The organism is Adhaeribacter arboris, assembly GCF_003023845.1.
Lineage (GTDB): Bacteria > Bacteroidota > Bacteroidia > Cytophagales > Hymenobacteraceae > Adhaeribacter > Adhaeribacter arboris.
On record NZ_PYFT01000001.1, the window covers coordinates 1,360,888 to 1,380,037 of the forward strand.

Genomic DNA, 19,150 nt, shown 5'->3' on the forward strand with positions numbered 1-19,150 from the left:
AGTAGCTAACCTGAGAAAAAGGTTAGCAGGAAAAAGTAAAAAAATTTACTAATGGTAGAAAAGGTTAGAAGGGCGTACGTTTAAAGCCAGGTACACTTAATTAGCCTTAAAAGTAGGCCTTAATTTAAAAGGTAGAAGATGGTGAAAAAGCCTTAATTGCTCTCCCACCATCTTCCGTAGAGCCCTCTTTATTATTTTCTCAGGATAACTTTTTGGTAGGCTGTTGTGCTCGGCGAAACGAGTCTCACCACATACAAATCGGCTTTTTCGGAAGTAACCGGCCAGATTAATTCCATCTTTTTACCCGCTTCCACCTGGCCTTTCCACAAAACTTTTACCTCAACCCCTTGGCTGTTGTAAACCTTCACGGTAACAGATTCGGTTTTGAGTGGATGAAAGCGAATGGTAAGTTTATTTGAGAAGGGATTGGGAAAAGTTTCTAACCGGAATACTTCTTTCTCTGGCGCCTGCTTGATCAACAAGTCTTGTTTTGGCTCCTCCTGGATACTGGCTGTGGTAGTAGGCACAATGGCTGCCCCGAAGGATGACACTTTAACCAACCAATAATCTACGAGTCCTTGGGAGGGTTGGGTCTTTTCACCCGAGACTCCGGATTTGGAACGGCCGGCTAACACATAATTGCCATAAACGTTTGGTAGTCCGCTTCGTATGTCTTCTTCCAGTAGGGTACGTAAGTCTTCCTCGGCATTGCCGCCAAAGCGCTGATCCCATTGCTTGGTACCGGTACTGGTGGTTTTCACCATCCAAAAATCATAATCACCTCGGCTACTTTGCGTTTTATCCCCATTGATGCCCGAATCTGACCTTCCGCCTAACAGGTAACCGCCATCGGCAGTGGCAATAAGCGTTTGCAACTCATCCGACGCGCTGCCCCCGAAGCGTTTATCCCACAATTTGGCGCCACTGTTATTAATTGTAATTATCCAGAAGTCGTTCTCGCCCCGACTGCCTTGGGATTTATCGCCGTTTGCGGCCGAGGCCGAGGTACCCCCTAACAAGTAGTTGCCCTCCGAAGTACGGGTTAAAGCTTGCAGATCATCATCCCCGCTGCCGCCATAGCGTTTGTCCCATTGTTTTACGCCGTTGGCGTTTATCTTCACCAACCAGTAGTCTCTTCCACCCCGCGAAGCTTGCGATTTATCGCCATTTTGGCCGGAAGCCGAGCGTCCGCCTAGTAACATGCTACCATCGGTATTCAGCAGAGTAGCTTCTAACCAATCTTCGCCGGAGCCCCCAAACCGTTTGTCCCAAAGTTTAGTACCCGCGCTATTAATTTTCACTACCCAGTAATCGCTTCCTCCTCTGGAGGCTTCGGTTTTATCGCCACTGGTGCCGGAGGCCGAATAACCCGCCAGCATATAGTCTCCACTAGGCAATTGTACCAAGGCCCGTAAGTCATCCTCCCCGGTGCCACCAAAGCGTTTATCCCACTGTTTTACCCCATTAGCATTTATTTTTACTACCCAGTAGTCCTTGCCGCCGCGGGAAGCTTGCGATTTGTCGCCGGATTTACCCGACAAAGAATTGCCGCCGAGTAAGTAGCCGCCATCGTTGGTAGCAATGAGAGCGTTCAAAAAATCATCTTCCTGGCCGCCATAGCGTTTATCCCAAAGTTTGTTGCCATCCCCATCCGTTTTCACCAGCCAGAAATCCTTGCGCCCTTGAGTGCCCTGACTTTTATCCCCGCTGGTGGGCGAAGAAGAATGACCCGCTAGTAAGTAGCCGAAATCCGCCGTCCGGATCATCCGGGAAAAGACATCGGCGCCAGAGCCGCCAAACCGCTTGTTCCACTTAGTAAGGGATACTTCGCCATCCTTAATGGTAATCGTATAATCTTGCGTTTCGCCATACTCAAATGGGTAGCACGATTGCTCCTTTGTCATAACAGCCCCATTCCGACTTCTTACCCGCAAGCGTTTCTGACCGGGAGAAATATTGACCGGAATGGTAATTGTTCCCTTAAACACTCCCGTTCCGGAGGCAGGCGAACGGTACACAAATTCTCCGGCATCATCGAAATCCTGGTCGTTGTTATAATCTATCCATACACCGAAATTTTGGGCTTTCGGGCCGGATTGCAGGCTGATGGGATAACTCTGGCCCAGGTTTACGGAAGTGGTGTAGAAGAAAGGAGTTAAATTGGAGTAATTTCTTGGGTAATCATAACAGCCGTGGTTCTCGTGCACCAGAGTGTTAAAACTAAAATCATCAATATAATCGCCGGAAGAGCAAGAGTGGGCATATACCGGTACACAGTAATCAATTTCAATTGTGTAGTCTTCGGTTTCCCCGCTGGCAGCAAAAATTTTATTAGCTTCTAAAGCCGTAGGAACATAATCATAAACGCTCCTTACCCGCAGTCGTTTTATACCCGTAGATATATTCTGAGGAATAGTTATGGTTCCGGTGAATACTCCGGTTCCGGCTACGGCCGAGCTGTAGACAAATTCCTCCGGGTCATCAAAAACCTTATTTTCATTATAATCAATCCAGACACCAAAGCCCTGGGGTCTGGGTCCGGATTGCAAACTAATGGTATAGGTTTGGCCCCGGTGAACCTGGGTGGTTTTACTACCAGTTGGTTCGTGATTGATGTAGTTGTTAGCTAAACCGTTGCAACCGGAAGAGTTATTTACCAAAGTATTCAGGCTGAAATTATTGATATAATCGTTAGTGCTGCAATAGGGATAAGAAAGCGGAAAATCATAGCCGCCCGAAGACAGAACGTCGCCGACGGTAAATAATGCTTTGTATTGAGAAGGAGAGCCGGGTTCGAACACGGAAATACCATGAATATTAATACCCGTGCTGGCGTTGGTATACGTTCTGGAATTGGGATAAGTAGCATCGTTAAACGCGGTTTTATTACCCGAACCGGGAAAAAGATCGCCCGCATCACCCCGATTAATCCTGTTGTCTAAATCATTCCGGCCATCTGCTTCTTCTAAATCCACCATTTTCATGTTTTCGTTGGCATTACCTGACTGGCCGGATAAGTTAGAGTTAACATGGTAAATGGCCAGGCCACTGCCTCTTAGTCCAACATCCAAGTTTAATTTTTGGCGGTTTTCTATTAAAAAATATTCGTTGGGTAAAGCAGTAGGAATCTTATAACCTATGCTGCCAAAATACAAAGAGTAGTTGCCCGGCCGGCTAATTTCCCAAGGTGTCATCCACCCGAGCGTTGTTCTCGACCAGGCACAAAAATTTCCGGGAGTATGCTCGTCGCCTAGCCAGGCGGCACCCGCCATTAACGACCATTCTCCTAAACCTTCCGAACTACCATCTATATCGTATAAATCGGGTAACCCGAGGAGATGGCCAAATTCGTGGCAGAATATTCCCCGGCCTACAATATCATTGGTATAAATTCTTCTTTCCGGATTAATTATATAATCGTCAATCCATACACCATCATACTTTACCTGATTGTTTCCCGCCGATAATACCCACCGGTGCGACCAGATATATTGTAATTGGGAACCTTCTTCTGCGCCCGGGCCGGCATGAGCCACCATAATTCCGTCCACGTTACCATCTTTGTCATTATCGTATTTAGAAAAATCTACTCCTGCTAACTGGGCGGCATCTACGGCTTCCCTTATTAGGGCAGTGGCTCGTTGGTCACCATTTTGGCGGCCATAATACTCGTAATTATGGCCAGCAGTATACCATCCCACTACGTCGGTGTCTACCAGCAAACTTCCTACGGAACTACTGTAATAAAAATCCCGGAAACTACCAATACCCTTGAATTGGGGATGGTTCATCAGGTTTTCGAAAAAGAAATGGTTGTAGGTGTTGGGGAGGTCTGGATATTGAATTAGAATAAGAAGGGCTTTTCTTTGACCTGTTACCGGAAAGCCCGCTTTTTGCGGTCCGGATATTGTTTGTTTGGATTCAAAAAAGGCCGGTGTATTGGCTTTAGCCGGAGCATCGGGTTTAATAGATTTCACCACTTTTTGCAGAAAGGCAGCATCGGCAGGTTTTCGATCGCCGGCATTTCTGGCCACTATGCCCGTAGGCACCAGTTTGCCTTTTACTTTATTAGCATATTCGTAGTTGCCGTTTTTATGAACGAGCGTATACCCGTCTACCGTCTCGGTCCAGGAATTTAACAAATTACCTTTGCCAATAATCGTCAGGGAGGAGCCATCGGCTTGTTTCACGGTAATAGGATACGGTGAAGCCTGGCAGTTAGAAATTTGCTGAGCCGATACCGGTATCCGCAGCAGAATTAAAAACAGCCAAATAGTAGAAATTTTAATTTTCATAGGTGGGTTTTAAAATGGATTGTTCAAAAAGGTATTTAGTTTGTTTTGGAGGTAAGAAGCAGCGGTCAATCACCGCTTTATCTTAGCAATAAAACTATTCTTAGAAAAATTGGGCAGCAGAAAGCCTTACCCTGGTTTTTAGTTTAAAAAACCAGGGTAAAAGCAAGAATTAGTGAGTGGAAAATTAAGCTTTAATAAGCTTGCGGCACTTTCCGGTTTAAATGGAGTGATACTCTAGATTTAGGATATTATGCCTACAGGAGCTATTAAAAGTTGGATAAATGAAACTTAGCCAAATGCGGTATAAACAAAATAACTCTGCTTTAAAGCTACCAGCAAGTGATTTTAAAATAGTGTGATGTAGCAACGGTAATTAAAACTTTTATTTTCTGCCGGAAATAATTACGGCTCCATAGTCCAAAGCCGCTTTTTGATCGGGGCATTTCTCGTCTACTACTCTAAAAACTTCCTGCTTAATTTTATCTATGGTGGCGGCGTCGGCTTTACTTAACGCCGCTACCACCGGGGCTACTACATCGTTGGTAAAATTCCAGTAAGTATCGTTGTTACCGCAAGGCAATTTGCCTCTTACTTCCGTTTCCGTGATATTTTTTAATCCGGCTTGTTCAAACAAGTTAGTTATAAAACCGGGAGCGCTACATCGGAACAGACCCGGAGATCCGGGAGGAGGAGCAGGGAGCTGCATATTTTTGTTAATAACACCCATGGTGGCCGTGCCCCAGAAATTTTTATCCGGTGTTCCCCAAATGGCAGTAGCTATTCTGCCGCCGGGCTTTAATACCCGGGCCATTTCTTTAGCGGCTTGCAACATATCCGGGAAATACATAAATCCTAACCGGCAACTTATTGCATCAAAGGTTTCATCTTCAAAAGGCAATTCGCTGGCATCACAAACTTGCGTTTGAATGTTCGTCATTCCTTTTTTAGACGCATGGTCGCGGGCTACTTCCAGCATTCCCTCGGCCAGGTCAGTAATTACTACTTGTCCGTTTTTTACGATGCTGGCAATGGTTAGTCCCGGTTCGCCGGTTCCGCCGGCTACATCCAACACGTTATCGGTAGGCTTTAATTGCAAGGCATGAATAATTTCTTCGCCCAAGGGTTTTAACCAGTTCATGGTAAAATCGTCCCATTTGCGCCAGCCCGGCGAAAATTTGTTCCAGGTTGCTTTTTGTTGATCGCGGATTTGTTCTAATTCTAATTGCATGGTTTTTTAATTGATTAATGGTTAAATGGTTTTATTTTTAATTGTTTGGTTTTCGACAAGATGGATGCTGCATTTAAAAGGAATAAAATACTGTTTTAGAAGTCCTTAGATTCATTAACTTTATTGTTTTAAATCAACCGTAAATCAGTAAAGGTATTTAGTTTGTTTCCCCGACCTATTTATGTAAATGCTTATAGGGGAGTACTTTGCTGCGTTTCCGGAATAGTACTTTTTGGCCGGTTTACAGGTTAGTAGCCTGCTTTTAAAAAGGTTAACAGCCATAACAAAAAAATTTTACGTAAAAATCAGTCCTGGTGCTTAAGACAAGAGTTCTAAAGGATTTTTGCGCGGGTGGCATATTTTTTTAAGCGTAGATGTTAACCTTTTGCCCTACCGCTTACTAATAATTAAATACAGGTTAATCTTATTAAACATTATTATAATTCTAAATAAGATTTGAAGATAACACACCAATCCGACGAAGTATTAATCCAAGGGCTTCAAATAGGAAGCCGGCAGGCGCTCGAGTTTATCTATAGCACTTACTGGCCCATGATTGCCAATTTTGTGCGGTTGAACAATGGTAGTCCAGAAGAGGCGGAAGATTTATACCAGGAAGGAGTTATTATCCTGTATGAGCAGGTAAAAAAAGGTAATTTTTCTATGAATTCCTCCCTTAAAACGTATTTATACGCCATTTGCCGCAATAAATGGTTGAGCAAGCTGAAAAAGCAAGTACCTATTACCGACGTGGAGGAACAGTTACAACAAATTCCGATGGAAGAACCGGCAATGGACACTCCTTACGTGGAGGAGGCTGCTTTAAAACAAGCCATTGAGAGTTTAGGGGAACCTTGCCGCTCCGTGATTGTAGGATTTTATTACCATAAATTAAGTTTAGAGCAATTAGCCGCAGACTTGAACTATTCTAATGCGAATGTTGCCAAACAACAAAAGTTTCGCTGTGTGGAACGCTTAAAAAAGAAATTTCTTCATTTATCTTTATAAAACACAAAAAATGCTACCCGGAAACGAAAGACCTTTACATACCGAATGGATTGAACGGTATTTATTGGGAGAACTACAAGGCGAGGAGTTAGAAAAGTTTATTTATCGTTTGCACCGCGATAATACTTTCCGGCAGGAAGTAACCGTGCAACGCTCCATTGTAGATCAGGCTCATGTAATTGGCCGGGAAGACCTGCGCCAGGATTTAAAAAGCCTGCACCGCCAGCTTGGCTTTAACAAAGGAGAAAATAATAAACAAGAAAAAAATACCTCCTCTTTTAATTTTTACGCTGTTGCCGCTTCCATACTTTTGCTTTTGGCTGCAACGGCGGTATTTTATTTTGCTTACCACCCCTCCGAAAAAACTCCTACTGTGGCTCAGGTTAAAACGCCGGAATTATCTAGCCAGCCCCAACACTTGAATATCAAGTATCAAATAATCGGGCAAGATCCGGCCATTGGTTTTTCGGGCACTAATACTGATTCCAACACTACTATTTTGCTGTATCAAGCATCCTCTCCTGCTTATCGGTTCGATGACACCTTACGTTTATACGGTAATTTCGCGGCTAAACAGCTTACCTTGCAATATAACCAATCTAAAGAGCAATATACTCTATTGATTGATTCCCTTTCTTACCCCTTACAGCGTTACCGCCCGAAACAAGCCCTTAAGCAATAGTTGTTAGTTGCTGGTTGTTCGTTGGCAGTAGGTTATTTGAGCTGAGGAAAAGAAAAATGCACAGGGATTTTAGTAAAGCAAAGCTCTTAGCTGGTGCGCGTTAATTACTCGCATTACTTTTCGCTTCTGAAATATAGCGCTACGAGACCTAGCTCGCACTAACAGGTAAGAAATATAATTTTTTACACACGTTGTTTAGTGATGGCCCAGCCGGTAGCACCGTCAGGCCTATGTATACCTGGTGTTAACAACAATATATTTATATTCCTGAAGTTTTATTTTTATTAAATAATACTAATAATCCAACCAACCACATACCCGAAAATTAGGTTGATACCAATCATAAACAAATAAGTGAGGGTATAAGCTTTAAAGATTTAAGCTTGGATAAGCGATTGAAAAATTGGGAATAACACCAATACATTAAAATAAATTGCAAAGCCTGCGCGATAAGTGCATAGTATTTCATATTATCACCACCACTATTCTGATAGGTATAAAGCACCGGAAAGAACAAGAAACTAATCACCAGTATCTAAACCCATATAGAAAGTATTTAATACTAAATGCTCCACAAAATTAAAGCGCATTTTTTTAAACACTAGATAGGAGGCAATGGTATAACTTAGGATTAATACCAAGGAAGCGTAAGCAAAATGGTCGATAGTCCATTTGATTAACTTTTCATAAGCACTTACTATATTCTCTTCGGCATGTAAGGGTTGAACGTTAAAAATATCCTTAATAAAATAGTGATAATGCAAGCCATACAAGGTTGCCAGAACTACCACCAGCGATAAGGGTTTAAAATGCCGGACTCTTTTCCCTTCAATAAATTCCCGGATAGTATGGCCGGGCCTAGTTACAAGTTGCTTGATAGAGTAGAAAATGCCGTTGTCGAAATGAAAAAGCCCATGTTGTAAATCATGCCAGATAAAATGCAGGTTCAGCTTATGGGTAGCAGCTGCTTGTCCACAATGGTTACAAAAGTTGCCTTCGAAATGATTGTTGCAATTTTTGCAAATAGTGGCCATGCTTTTTATTTTTGTTTATCTACTTTCCTTCTCTTAGATTTTGCCGCTAACTATTATAATCAAGAGGTGGTTATAAATTATTTGTAATTTAGCTAACTATTTGCCAACTAAAACAAAAGGTGCCCAGTAAAAAGGAGGATGATACTTCCGCTGCTTCGCCATTTTCCGTTTGGCGATTTGTAAAGCCTGGGCTTTGTCTTTTCCGGAAAGTAAAGCGGCATAGAAGTTTTCCATTAATTCCGCCGTTGATTCATCGGGAACTTTCCAGAAAGAAACCACCATATTACGTGCCCCCGCGTACAAAAAAGCGCGGGTTAGACCAATTATTCCTTCTCCGCTGGCCAATTTTCCCAAACCTGTTTCGCAAGCCGATAAAGTAACCAACTCCGCCTTTAATCGAAGATTATAGATTTCACCCATATACAAGATTCCGTCTTCCTGGGCCGTACTGTCCTGGGCCAATAATAACCCGGATAATTCCGGATAGCTTTCATTCACAAAACCGTGGGTGGCTAAATGCAAATAATTGTAATTTTCTACTTCCCCGGATTTGAGCTGTTCTTCGCGGGCTTGGTTATACAAATATACTTTCGCCGTATTTCCCCGCTGCTGAAACCTTAAGGCAATTGATTCTACTTCGCGTATAGAAGCCAGCAAAGGTGAAACGTACTGCCCGTTCCGTAACCAACCCCTGGTAATATCATTTGGATTGCTTTCTGCTTGGTTTTTACGAACGCTACTAACAATTGATTTTCTTACCGTACTATCTGAATTTTGCACCAATAAGGAATAATTCGTGTCTACCATTGCGTTTGTACCTGAATCGGCAAAAACCGGCGCTAAGGCCAGGAGCTGTTTTCCGGAATTTTCGTCGGGTTGCGTTAATCTTTCAAAAAGCAAGCGGGCAGAGTACGCGTAGCTAATGGTATATTGATGCATTAAGTAAGAGTTAGCCCGTTTTTTATGGTTTTGCGTTAGTAAGGCTTCAAAAGGTAACGTTGTGAGTTCGCCATCGGGAATAATGAGTAACTGCTGAATAGATTTAGGTAAGAGAGAAGGCAGTAATATTTTAGACAAAGAAAAAGCTGTTTGCTGGTACAAAGCCGCATCCTGGCTAAGAATAGCGTGGCGAAAAGCAGCTATTTTCCGGCGAAAAGTGCTGTCAATAGTTAAAGACTGTACCTTAAAAGACTGGCGGGTTAGCGTAAATATTTGCAAGAGTGTATCGCCCACTACGTACTCCAGCATGGCTGTTTTATCGTCCAGTAGTTTTTGAATTTGAGTAAAGTCAATGGTATTTGGCCGGTATTTGAGATTATAATACTGCGGATATTTTTTTTCGAGCTTGCTAATTAAATTTTCTTGCTGGCGATGCGCCGTAAATAATAAAGTTTGGTATTTCTGCAATTTATTGTTACTTCCGGCGCTATCCGCTTGCACCAATTCTTGCGCCACTTGCTGGGAATAATCTGCAATTTGGGTGCGAAGTTGTTGGTCTTTTAGTAGCAGGGAATCGGCAATCCCGGCAAAAGTTTTCGCTTTTGCCTCGGCTAGCGTAGCGCTCAATACGATAGCCTTTCCTCTTTCGGCAAAGTAAAAAGCTTTATTCAGGTAATCCGGTTCCTGGGTAACGCGGTGTAGTTGCATAGATACCCCTAAGGCGGCCTGGTAAACTTGCCGGGTTCTATGGGTAAAAGCTACTTTGTCATTTTCTCTCGTGTAAGCTTGCTGAATCCGGGCCATTAAGGTATCCGCGGAGCAGTAAATCCGGTAAGCCTGTTGTAAATCCGGCAGGGCATGCGATTGGGCAAATTGCATCTCCAGAATAATCCCTTTTGCTTGCAGCGAAGAGAGTAAATAATTTCCGTCCAGATAAATTGAGGCTTGATGGGCCAGGGTAGGATTAGAGGTAAGTAAAGTATCCTGAAAAGTAACCACATTCGCCACCATCGCTTTTTGATAATACCGCAGGGCAGCAGTATAACTACTTTTACCCAGGTAAGCGGCCCCGAGCGCATTATAAGCCGCCGCCAGGTTAGGGCTTTTTTGTCCGATGGATTGAAGCAGAATCTGCAAATTAGTTTGATAATATTCCAGGGCTTTATCGTAATCGCCTTGCGTAAAATATACATTACCAATGCCAAAGTACGACTCCGCTACATCGTCGTGCACTTCTCCTAAGGACTTTCGCCGGATTTGCCAGGCTTTTTGCAGGTTTTGTAAGGCTAGTTCAAAATTTTTCTGTTTGGTATATACCGTACCCAAATTATGGTAAACGCTGGCTAAATCCGGATGATTTTCGTCGAAAGATTGCAGGAGAATTTGCAAATTTTTCTGATAATATTCGGCCGCTTTTTCGTATTCGCCTTTTTCCTCGTAAATGGTTCCGATATTATTGTAAGCGGCCGCTACATTGGGGTGCGCCTCACCGAATGCCGGTAACCAGAGGTGCAAGGCTTTAAAATTGTATTCCAAAGCCTTATCTAGCTCACCTTTAGAAGAATAAATATTACCCAGGCTATTGTAGGTATTGGCTAAATCAGGGTGAAACTCTCCGAGCGCTTCTTGTTTAAACTTTAGGGCTAGTTGCGTGTAAGTAAGGGCCTGCTCGTAATCTCCTTTATCGAAATACACGTTGCCGATATTCCCGTAGGAAGCTCCAATACTCACGCGGTTATCTCCGTTTTTTTTCAGGCAAACCTGCAAGTCCTTCTGATAATACTCTAATGCCTGTTCGTAATCTCCTTTCCGGTAGTAAATAATGCCGATATTATTATAAGAAGAAGAAAGATTCGGGTGGGTATCGCCCAGCAAAGCAAGTTTAAGTTGTAAGGCTTGCTGGTAAAATTGCATGGCCTGGTCGTAATTACCGCGGTAATAATGCACAATACCCATTACATGCAGAGCGTCGGCAACAACGAGATTGGCTTTTTTTAGTTTAATTTTACTTTCGTGCAAGGCGACCAAAGCATTTTGCAAAGCAACTTCGTATTTACCCTGCATTAAAAGAACGCGGGTAATTTCATTGGAGCAGTTTATTTGTTGGCGCCAAAGTTTATTTTTCTGGTAAATTGCAGCTGCCTTTTCCAAGAGTATTTGCGCACTATCGGCACTGCCTTTTTGCTTTAAAGTGAGCGCCTGTTGGTACCATTGCCGCGCCAAAGTAGTATCCGCCCCAAATGCTTGCTTCTGGGCTAGCACCCAGTGGTTACCCCAACTAAAAAATACCAATGCAAAAAAGAGCAGAATTTTCATGGGCCTTGTTTACTTATCAGGAAAGGGTTCCGGTGCGGGTTATTTCATTGAAGCGGATGAATTTTAAGGATTTATTTTTAAATTCGAATTATCAGGGAAATTACGAAATGTAAGGCGGATTTGAAATTATTCTTTATTTTTTTGCCTATAAGCGGCTAACCTAATGCAAAAACAGCTACTAATAATGGTTGAATAAAGTATAAGAAGAACGAACCATGAAGGCTTTAAATAACCCAGGTTACTTGTTACAGCTGCTTTCTAATTTTTGGGGGAAAGTAGGCTTAAGTAGCCTTTATTTACTTTTTTTTAGCCCTAGCAGCATGGGTTACGCGCAAAACCTGCTGCCCGAAACCTCCCCGAAATACGTGGTAACGCGCCAGGTATTCGACCGCTTAACTTACGTTTTTGCGAACAGCCGGCCGCAACCGCAACTGGAAATCAGAGCGAGTAAATCCAACCTGCCAAAAATTATTGCGCAATATCAACCGGGCAATCGCCCGGTTATTCAGTTAAGCGAAGAACTGTATGATTTATGCCGCGGCTTGGGTAAAGATTCGCTTCATGCCTTGGCCGTATTGCTCAGCCATGAATTGGCGCATCATTACGAAAAACACGATTGGTATTACACTTTCGGCATTGGTAAAGCTAGCCCGTCAACTTCTAAGAAGGATATTGAACGATTTGAATCGGAGGCAGATTTTTACGGCTGTTTCTACGGCGAACTGGCCGGATTTTCTACCGGACGGGTATTTCCGCAGATTATAGATGTATTGTACCAGCGCTTTCGTTTAGCCGATCAGTTGCAAGGTTATCCCAGCAAGGAAGAACGAAAAGCGATTTACCGGAAAAAGCAAACGGAGGCCGGCCAAATGGTAGCCATTTTTAAAGCCGGTCAATTTATGTATTTGCTGCAGGAGTTTGACTACGCGGCTACCTGTTTTGATTACTTACTTAACCGCTTTCCCAGCCGGGAAATATTAAATAATCTTGCCGCCGCAAAGCTGCAGCAAGCTTTGGTATTGTACCAAGCCACGGAGCCACCCGGATTTACCTACCCCGTAGAATTAGATGCCCGCAGCCGATTAACGGCCCTTCATCGGGCAGCCCCCGATCCGTTTAAAGCCAAACAATTAGGACGATTATTAAATGAAGCCCGGCGCTACTCCGAAAAATCGCGGGAGATTGATCCGGGTTATTTGCCGGCTTACATTAATTTAGCTTGTATTTATTCGCTTCAGGGAAACCAGGCAGCCGCTATTGGGGTAATTAATGAGCTAGAACCCGCCAAACTAACGGGAAATGCCTATACTATCCGGGCGATTGCGTATTACCAAGACAAACAACCCGATAAAGCCCGGCAGGATTTTGAGTTGGCCCGGCAAAAGCAAGCGTACATGGCTTTATACAATTTAAATTTATATACGAAGCTGCAGGAACCGTTAAGGGCCAATTTAGCGGAATGGATCCGGAATTGGTTTGACCAGGAAGAATCTGCTCCGCTCCCAAACAAAAATAAAGCTGGTAAAGCTGAGCAAATTAACGGCGAAATAGCCAGTGTTGCTTTACCAAATCCTACTGCAACGCTAAAAATAAGCGAAAAACCGTATTTACTCTTACAATGGAAAACAGAACACGACAAGTTATTCTTGGGGGTACAAACTTCTGACTGCCGGTATTTAGTCCGGTACACGCCAAAAAATTACGCTGGAAAAACGAATAAGGGCATTCGATCCGGCAGCGCTGCTGCCGCATTAATGCAGCAATACGGACCGCCCACCTATACTTACCCGGCCACTTTAGGCGAATATTGGCTATACCAAAACCAGAAATTGGGTTTTGAATTAGGGCCGAATAAACAAGTAGTAAACTGGTTCATTTACGCCAAATCCATGTAGTAGCTGTTCTTTTACTTTTCAAATAAAAAAAGATGGGTAATCAGGTAATTTTATAAAGTTTCATAATGTAAGTAAACGAAAATTTCAAATACAGATTAAATTAAAAAGATATTCTTTCCAGACTTAAAAGGATATCTGATTGTCGGCACAACTAACCTTAAAAAATTAAAGTAGGCGGAAACGGTAAGAAAATAATGTAAAACAGAGAATACTATAACCTTTCTTTACTACCAAACCCACCGGCCAAGGCACTGGCTTAGGCTTGTCGTTGAGCTACGATATTATTACCAAAGGAAATGGCGAGAATTAAAGGTGGAAACGAGAGATGGAGAATATTCCGAATTTACAATTTTTGTTACCATTGTAAGTTCCTACTTAAAGTTTATAAACAACTATAGGTTACTCCTTTTATTTTCCTCTTACAACAACTTACTACGCCTCAAACGTATTTTCATTTATTCCCAGCTTGTTTTTCGAGTGAAGTTCCACCGGAAATCCCCATAAATACCGAATATGTTCCAGGGTTTCCTGGGTGCTTTCAATATCGAGTTTGCGGTCTTTTTGAATTGTATGGGTCAGGTATAATTTACTGGTTTGATGCTGATCTACTTTGGTAACCTGGATGTTCGGAACATAGGAAGAACGGTCGTATTGGTTACTCAGTTGTTCCCGGATTTTTTTGTAGCCCCGCTCGTTGTGGATTGCTCCTATCTCGTATTCATTCTCCTGTTCATTATCCACGATGGTAAATAGTTTCATATTCCGGATAACTTTAGGAGACAGGTATTGTAAAATAAAACTGTCGTCCCGGAAATTTTCCATTACATAATGCACCTGCTCCAGCCAATCTTTGCCAATCAGATCCGGAAACCATTGTTTATCTTCTTTGGTGGGGCTTAGACAAATCCGCTTAATATCCATAAAAATGTTAAAACCTAGGGTGTACGGGTTCAGGCCGGAATAATATTTACTGTTGTATTCCGGTTGGTATAAAACACCGCTGTGGCTTTTTAAAAATTCCAGCATAAAGCCATCGTTTACGTATCCTTCCTCAAAAAGCTTATTGATAATGTGGTAATGGGTAAAAGTGGCAAAACCCTCGTTCATTACTTTGGTGGCTCCCTGGGGGTAAAAATATTGGGCTACTTTTCTCCCTATCCGGATAATTTCTCTTTTCCAGGCGGGCAAAGCGGGCGCAAACTTTTCAATGAAATACAGAATATTTTCTTCCGGCTCTTTCGGAAACTTTTGGTCCTCTCCGGAAGTTGCCTCCGGTAATTTTAGACCCGTAGGCAGGGTTTTCCAGAGTTCGTTAAAGTTTTCTCTTTTTATGGCTATCAGTTTTTTCAGCCTTTCGTTTTCTTCTACCGACGATAACCGGAAGGGCTTTTTGTAATTGTCTACTCCCTGGTTCATCAGGGCATGGCAGGCATCCAAAACATTTTCTACTTCTTCTTCGCCGAATTCTTCTTCGCATTTTAAAATAAAATCCCGGGCAAAAACCATATAATCCACGATGGTACCCGCCGAAGTCCATTCCCGGAATAAATAGTTATTCCGGAAAAACGCATTGTGGCCCTGGCAGGCATGGGCAATCACCAGCAGCATCATACAAGTGGAGTTGTTCTCCATATTATAACTGATGCAGGGGTTGGAATTGATCACCATTTCATAGGAAAGCCCCATGCGGCCCTTGGTATAATTATTTTGATTCAGAACGAAATCTTTGCCGAATTTCCAGTGCGGGTAAGAGGTGGGTAAACCGGTTAAGGCATACGCATCCAGCATTTGCTCCGAGGTTACAATCTCAATTTGGTTCGGATACGTTTTTAGTTTCAGGTACTCCTTCCCTATCCTACTGGTAATTTCATCTGCCGCTTCCAGGGTGGCGTAATCCCAGTTAGGATTACAGAACATCGCCCGGTATTTTTCTTTATCCATCATTACTTAATTTTTACCCAACTCTAACCTGCTTTTACGCCGTTTCTTTTCCGGAAAAGCCCCTGAAATACCGGCCAAATGTCAAATACTTCGTTAATGTGTCTTATGGCAAAATTTTCATCGTTGCTGATCTGGTTGTAGGCTTGCCACAGATCGCTTTGTTTCGTTCTATTGTTTATTTCGATGTAGGCCATGTATTGAATAGCCGGTAAAATAGTTTCCTGCACCAGGTTTTTACACTCCATAGCGTCCTGCTTCGACCATACGTCCCCGTCCGATGCCTGGCAACAATACACGTTCCAGCTTTCATCGTACCTTGTGCGAATAATCTGGTGCATTAATTTTAGGGAAGGAGCTACAACCGTTCCCCCGCTTTCTCGGGAGTTGAAAAACTCCTCTTCGTTTACCTCTTTGGCTTCGGTATGGTGGCGGATAAATACTAGCTCTACGTTTTTATACAGCCTAGTAAGAAAGATATATAAGAGCGTGAAGAATCTTTTAGAAATGTCTTTTTCGTGAAAGCCCATGGAACCCGAAACATCCATGATACAAAACATAACCGCCGAAGTAACCGGAATCACTACTCGTTCGAAATTATTAAACTTCATGTCAATATCTTCGAAAAAAGGAACAGTGGTAGCCTGACGTTTTACTTTCTCTATTTCTTCTTTTAAAGCAGCTATCTCATTGGGATGGGTACTGTTAGCTAATTGCTCCTCCAGGTTCTTTAGTTTTTTATCTAAAAAGCCTTTTAAAGCCAATCGCCGGCCAAGCGATTGCTGAAAAGTACTTTTTATGTTTAAACGGGAAGGGACACTATCGCGGGTATAACCCGCTCGTTTCATTTCAAAGGTTTCGGTGCTCGCCATTAATTTCTTTACCAGGTTGGGGAGCGCCAGGTCATCAAAAAAATATTTCAAAAATTCTTCCCGCGATAAAACCACGGTAAACTCATCTTCCGTTACTTCCGGATTGTTGGACCCTTTTTGCCTACCCATACCGCCCTCGCCCTCCTTGGGTTTAGGTATCCGGTCGCCTTCGTTAAACCGGTCGTTGCCTGGCCTTACGATTTGCTTTTTGCCGGTTTTGGGATCATGTTGAAAGCTGGGCTCATCCAAACCACGCACGGGTACCTTCACATTGCCCCCCGTATGGCTGTCTTTGATGCTTTCCTGGCTAATTATATCCGGAATAGCCTTTCTGATCTGGCCTTCCACCCTTTTCAGGAATTTCTGCCGGTTACCCGTAGACTTTCCCTTATCGTTTTTTCTTCTATCAATTATATGGCTCATGGATGATTTTGAATTTCTGAATGAGTGAATTTTAAATGAGTAAATGGATGAATTTCTTTTAATACACTTTACTCGCAGCAAGTTCACCTTACCACAAATTGAGTTGATGACCCATTCAGTCATTCAAAATTCATTCATTCACTCATTAAACCTACGCTAGCGTTTTTCTTACCCGCATAAACCAATCTACCAGTATCCGGATTTGTTTGTCGGTGTAGCCGCGCTCCTTCATTCTTCTGGTAAAATCTTTATGCTTCTTCTCATCTTCTTCGTTGGTTTTAACCGTAAAAGAAACCACCGGTAACAAGTCTTCGGTATTGGTGAAGATTCTTTTCTCAATTACGTTTTTAATTTTTTCGTAAGAATCCCACCGTGGGCTTTTACCACCATTATTGGCCCTGTAACGCAAGAAGAAATTCGTTACTTCAGCCCGGAAATCTTTTGGGTTGGCAATACCCGCTGGTTTTTCTATTTTCTCCAGTTCATCATTCAGAATTTTCCGGTCGAGCATCTCCCCGGAGTCCGGATCCCGGTAATCGTTATTCTGCATCCAGTGATCGGCATAGATAACATACTTCTCAAAGATGTTCTGACCGTAGGAACTATACGATTCGATGTAGGCTTTTTGAATTTCGTCGGAGATAAATTCGGCGTACTTGCTGGCCAGTAACGATTTTATCAGGTGCAAATACTTGGATTCGGTTTCGGGTGGCAGCATCATTTTAATTACTTCCTGCTCCAGCACATAAAGTAAATGCACCGGGTTGGCCGCAATTTCTTCACTATCAAAGTTGAATACCTTCGATAATATTTTAAAGGCAAACCGGGTGGAAATACCTTGCATTCCTTCATTTATCCCGGCATCGTCGCGGTATTCTTGTATCGACTTGGCGTTCGGGTCGGTTTCCCGTAAGGTTTCCCCGTTATACACCCGCATTTTAGAGTAGATAGAAGAATTTTCCGGTTCTTTCAGCCGCGACAGCACCGAAAATTCAGCCAATAATTCAATAGTTTTAGGGGCACAAGGCGCATTCCGGAGGGAGCTTTCCCGGATAAGTTTCTCATAAATCTTGATTTCCTCGCTCACGCGCAAACAATAAGGTACCTGTACTTTATAAATTCTGTCCAGGAAGGCCTCGTTCTTTTTGTCGTTCAGGAATTTGGCCCATTCCGACTCGTTGGAGTGCGCCAGAATAATGCCGTCGAAAGGAATAGCCCCGATTGGTTCCGTGCCTTTGTAGTTTTTCTCCTGGGTAGCCGTTAACAAAGGGTTAAGCACTTTTATCGGCGCTTTAAACATCTCCACAAATTCCAGTAATCCCTGGTTAGCCAAACAGAGGCCACCCGTGTAGGAATAAGCATCCGGATCACTTTGCTGGTAATCCGCCAGTTTCCGAATATCTACTTTACCAACCAGCGTGGAGATATCCTGGTTATTTTCATCACCGGGCTCGGTTTTAGAGATCGCAATTTGATCCTGAATGGAAGGATACAATCTAATTACTTTAAACCGGTTTATATCCCCGTCAAACTCCCGCAGCCTTTTAGAAGCCCAGGGGCTCATGCAACTGGGAATATAACGCGCCGGAATACGATATTCTTCTTCCAGTTCCGCGGTATAATCGGCAAACAAACCCAGCGGACTCTCAAATACCGGGCTTATTTGGTCACCCGCTTTCAGCGCGTAAATGGGAAACTGCTGCATTAAATGCTTCAGCTTTTCGGCTAAAGAACTTTTACCCCCGCCAACCGGGCCCATCAGGTACAAGATTTGTTTTTTTTCTTCCAACCCTTGGGCCGAGTGCCGGAAGTACGCAACAATTTGCTCAATGGTACTCTCCATACCATAAAAGTCTTTAAAGGCGGGATAAATTTTAATTTTTTTGTTAGAGAATATTCGGCTCAGCACCGGGTCCTGGCGGGTATCCAAAATTTCCGGTTCGCCGATGGCATCCAAGATTCTTTCTGCTGGTTTGGCATAAGCTTTCGGGTCCTTCTTACACTCCTCTAAATAGGCCGCAACTGTCATTTCATTCATTGAGGCACTGTAATTAGTCTTAATTTTTTCTAAAATGTTCATAATGGTAATCATTAATTCAACTTATCAGAATTATTTTATACCCTAGACAAATTAACAGCTGATCAAATTATTATTTCGCAAGTGTCGCTTACGGCAACGCAAGTAGATAACCTGATTTTAGTTGTATTTAAAGGTTTCGGTATAAAATAACTGCCGTCATTTAATTTACTAAAAATATCTGTAATAGGTAATATGTTGATAGTTATATTTATAACGCTTTTAGTTTTGCATTTAACATATCATTCATAATTAAACTATCCGGCATACCTCTTCCAGCCCTTCGGTACCACTAAACAATCCGGACAAGGTACTGGTTTAAGTTTATCCTTCCATTATGCTAGTACCCTTAAAGGGCTGGAAAAGAAATAAAAGTAAAAATCGGGAAGGGGAATTCATCCAATGTATTATTCTACTGTAAAAAGCAATAGCCAATACCTAAT

At 42.7% G+C, this 19,150-nt stretch carries 10 protein-coding genes and 1 pseudogene; 4 read left to right on the forward strand and 7 right to left on the reverse strand.

Annotated features, from left to right (window positions below; genetic code table 11):
- Positions 1-191: 191 nt before the first annotated feature.
- Both AHMF7605_RS05745 and AHMF7605_RS05750 read right to left on the reverse strand, forming a co-directional pair.
- Positions 192-4,295 carry a M6 family metalloprotease domain-containing protein gene (locus AHMF7605_RS05745; RefSeq protein ID WP_106927314.1) on the reverse strand — a complete coding sequence of 1,368 codons (4,104 nt, stop codon included), beginning with the start codon at positions 4,293-4,295 and terminating at the stop codon, positions 192-194.
- A gap of 382 nt (positions 4,296-4,677) precedes the next feature.
- Positions 4,678-5,523, reverse strand: coding sequence for a class I SAM-dependent methyltransferase (locus AHMF7605_RS05750; protein ID WP_106927316.1), 846 nt, complete (start codon positions 5,521-5,523; stop codon positions 4,678-4,680).
- A 456-nt stretch (positions 5,524-5,979) separates the two neighbouring features.
- Between AHMF7605_RS05750 and AHMF7605_RS05755 the strand changes: the two genes are divergently transcribed.
- Complete coding sequence (locus AHMF7605_RS05755) at positions 5,980-6,531, forward strand: RNA polymerase sigma factor (protein WP_106927317.1); 552 nt, start codon at positions 5,980-5,982, stop codon at positions 6,529-6,531.
- Positions 6,532-6,541: 10 nt separating this feature from the next.
- Positions 6,542-7,213 (forward strand): hypothetical protein, encoded by a 672-nt coding sequence (locus AHMF7605_RS05760; protein WP_106927319.1) that lies wholly within the window; start codon positions 6,542-6,544, stop codon positions 7,211-7,213.
- 521 nt (positions 7,214-7,734) lie between these two features.
- On the opposite strand, the gene AHMF7605_RS05765 is transcribed toward AHMF7605_RS05760, so the two are convergent.
- On the reverse strand, positions 7,735-8,247 hold the full coding sequence (locus AHMF7605_RS05765; RefSeq protein ID WP_106927320.1) for a DUF3667 domain-containing protein: 513 nt from the start codon (positions 8,245-8,247) through the stop codon (positions 7,735-7,737).
- 96 nt (positions 8,248-8,343) lie between these two features.
- The gene (locus AHMF7605_RS05770) at positions 8,344-11,502 is read right to left on the reverse strand and encodes a CHAT domain-containing protein (RefSeq protein WP_106927322.1); all 3,159 of its coding nucleotides are present in this window, start codon (positions 11,500-11,502) and stop codon (positions 8,344-8,346) included.
- 215 nt (positions 11,503-11,717) lie between these two features.
- On the opposite strand from AHMF7605_RS05770, the gene AHMF7605_RS05775 reads away from it, so the two are divergent.
- Both AHMF7605_RS05775 and AHMF7605_RS31085 read left to right on the forward strand, forming a co-directional pair.
- Positions 11,718-13,397, forward strand: coding sequence for a hypothetical protein (locus AHMF7605_RS05775; RefSeq protein ID WP_106927324.1), 1,680 nt, complete (start codon positions 11,718-11,720; stop codon positions 13,395-13,397).
- A 217-nt stretch (positions 13,398-13,614) separates the two neighbouring features.
- Positions 13,615-13,748 (forward strand): annotated as a pseudogene (locus AHMF7605_RS31085) (two-component sensor histidine kinase); the annotation flags it as partial.
- An 81-nt stretch (positions 13,749-13,829) separates the two neighbouring features.
- On the opposite strand, the gene AHMF7605_RS05780 reads toward AHMF7605_RS31085, so the two are convergent.
- The 3 genes from AHMF7605_RS05780 to AHMF7605_RS05790 all read right to left on the reverse strand — a co-directional run bounded on the left by AHMF7605_RS05780 (position 13,830) and on the right by AHMF7605_RS05790 (position 18,710).
- On the reverse strand, positions 13,830-15,341 hold the full coding sequence (locus tag AHMF7605_RS05780; protein WP_106927326.1) for a SpoVR family protein: 1,512 nt from the start codon (positions 15,339-15,341) through the stop codon (positions 13,830-13,832).
- A 20-nt stretch (positions 15,342-15,361) separates the two neighbouring features.
- Complete coding sequence (locus tag AHMF7605_RS05785; protein ID WP_106927328.1) at positions 15,362-16,630, reverse strand: YeaH/YhbH family protein; 1,269 nt, start codon at positions 16,628-16,630, stop codon at positions 15,362-15,364.
- A 151-nt stretch (positions 16,631-16,781) separates the two neighbouring features.
- Positions 16,782-18,710, reverse strand: coding sequence for a PrkA family serine protein kinase (locus tag AHMF7605_RS05790; protein WP_106933360.1), 1,929 nt, complete (start codon positions 18,708-18,710; stop codon positions 16,782-16,784).
- Positions 18,711-19,150 lie beyond the last annotated feature (440 nt).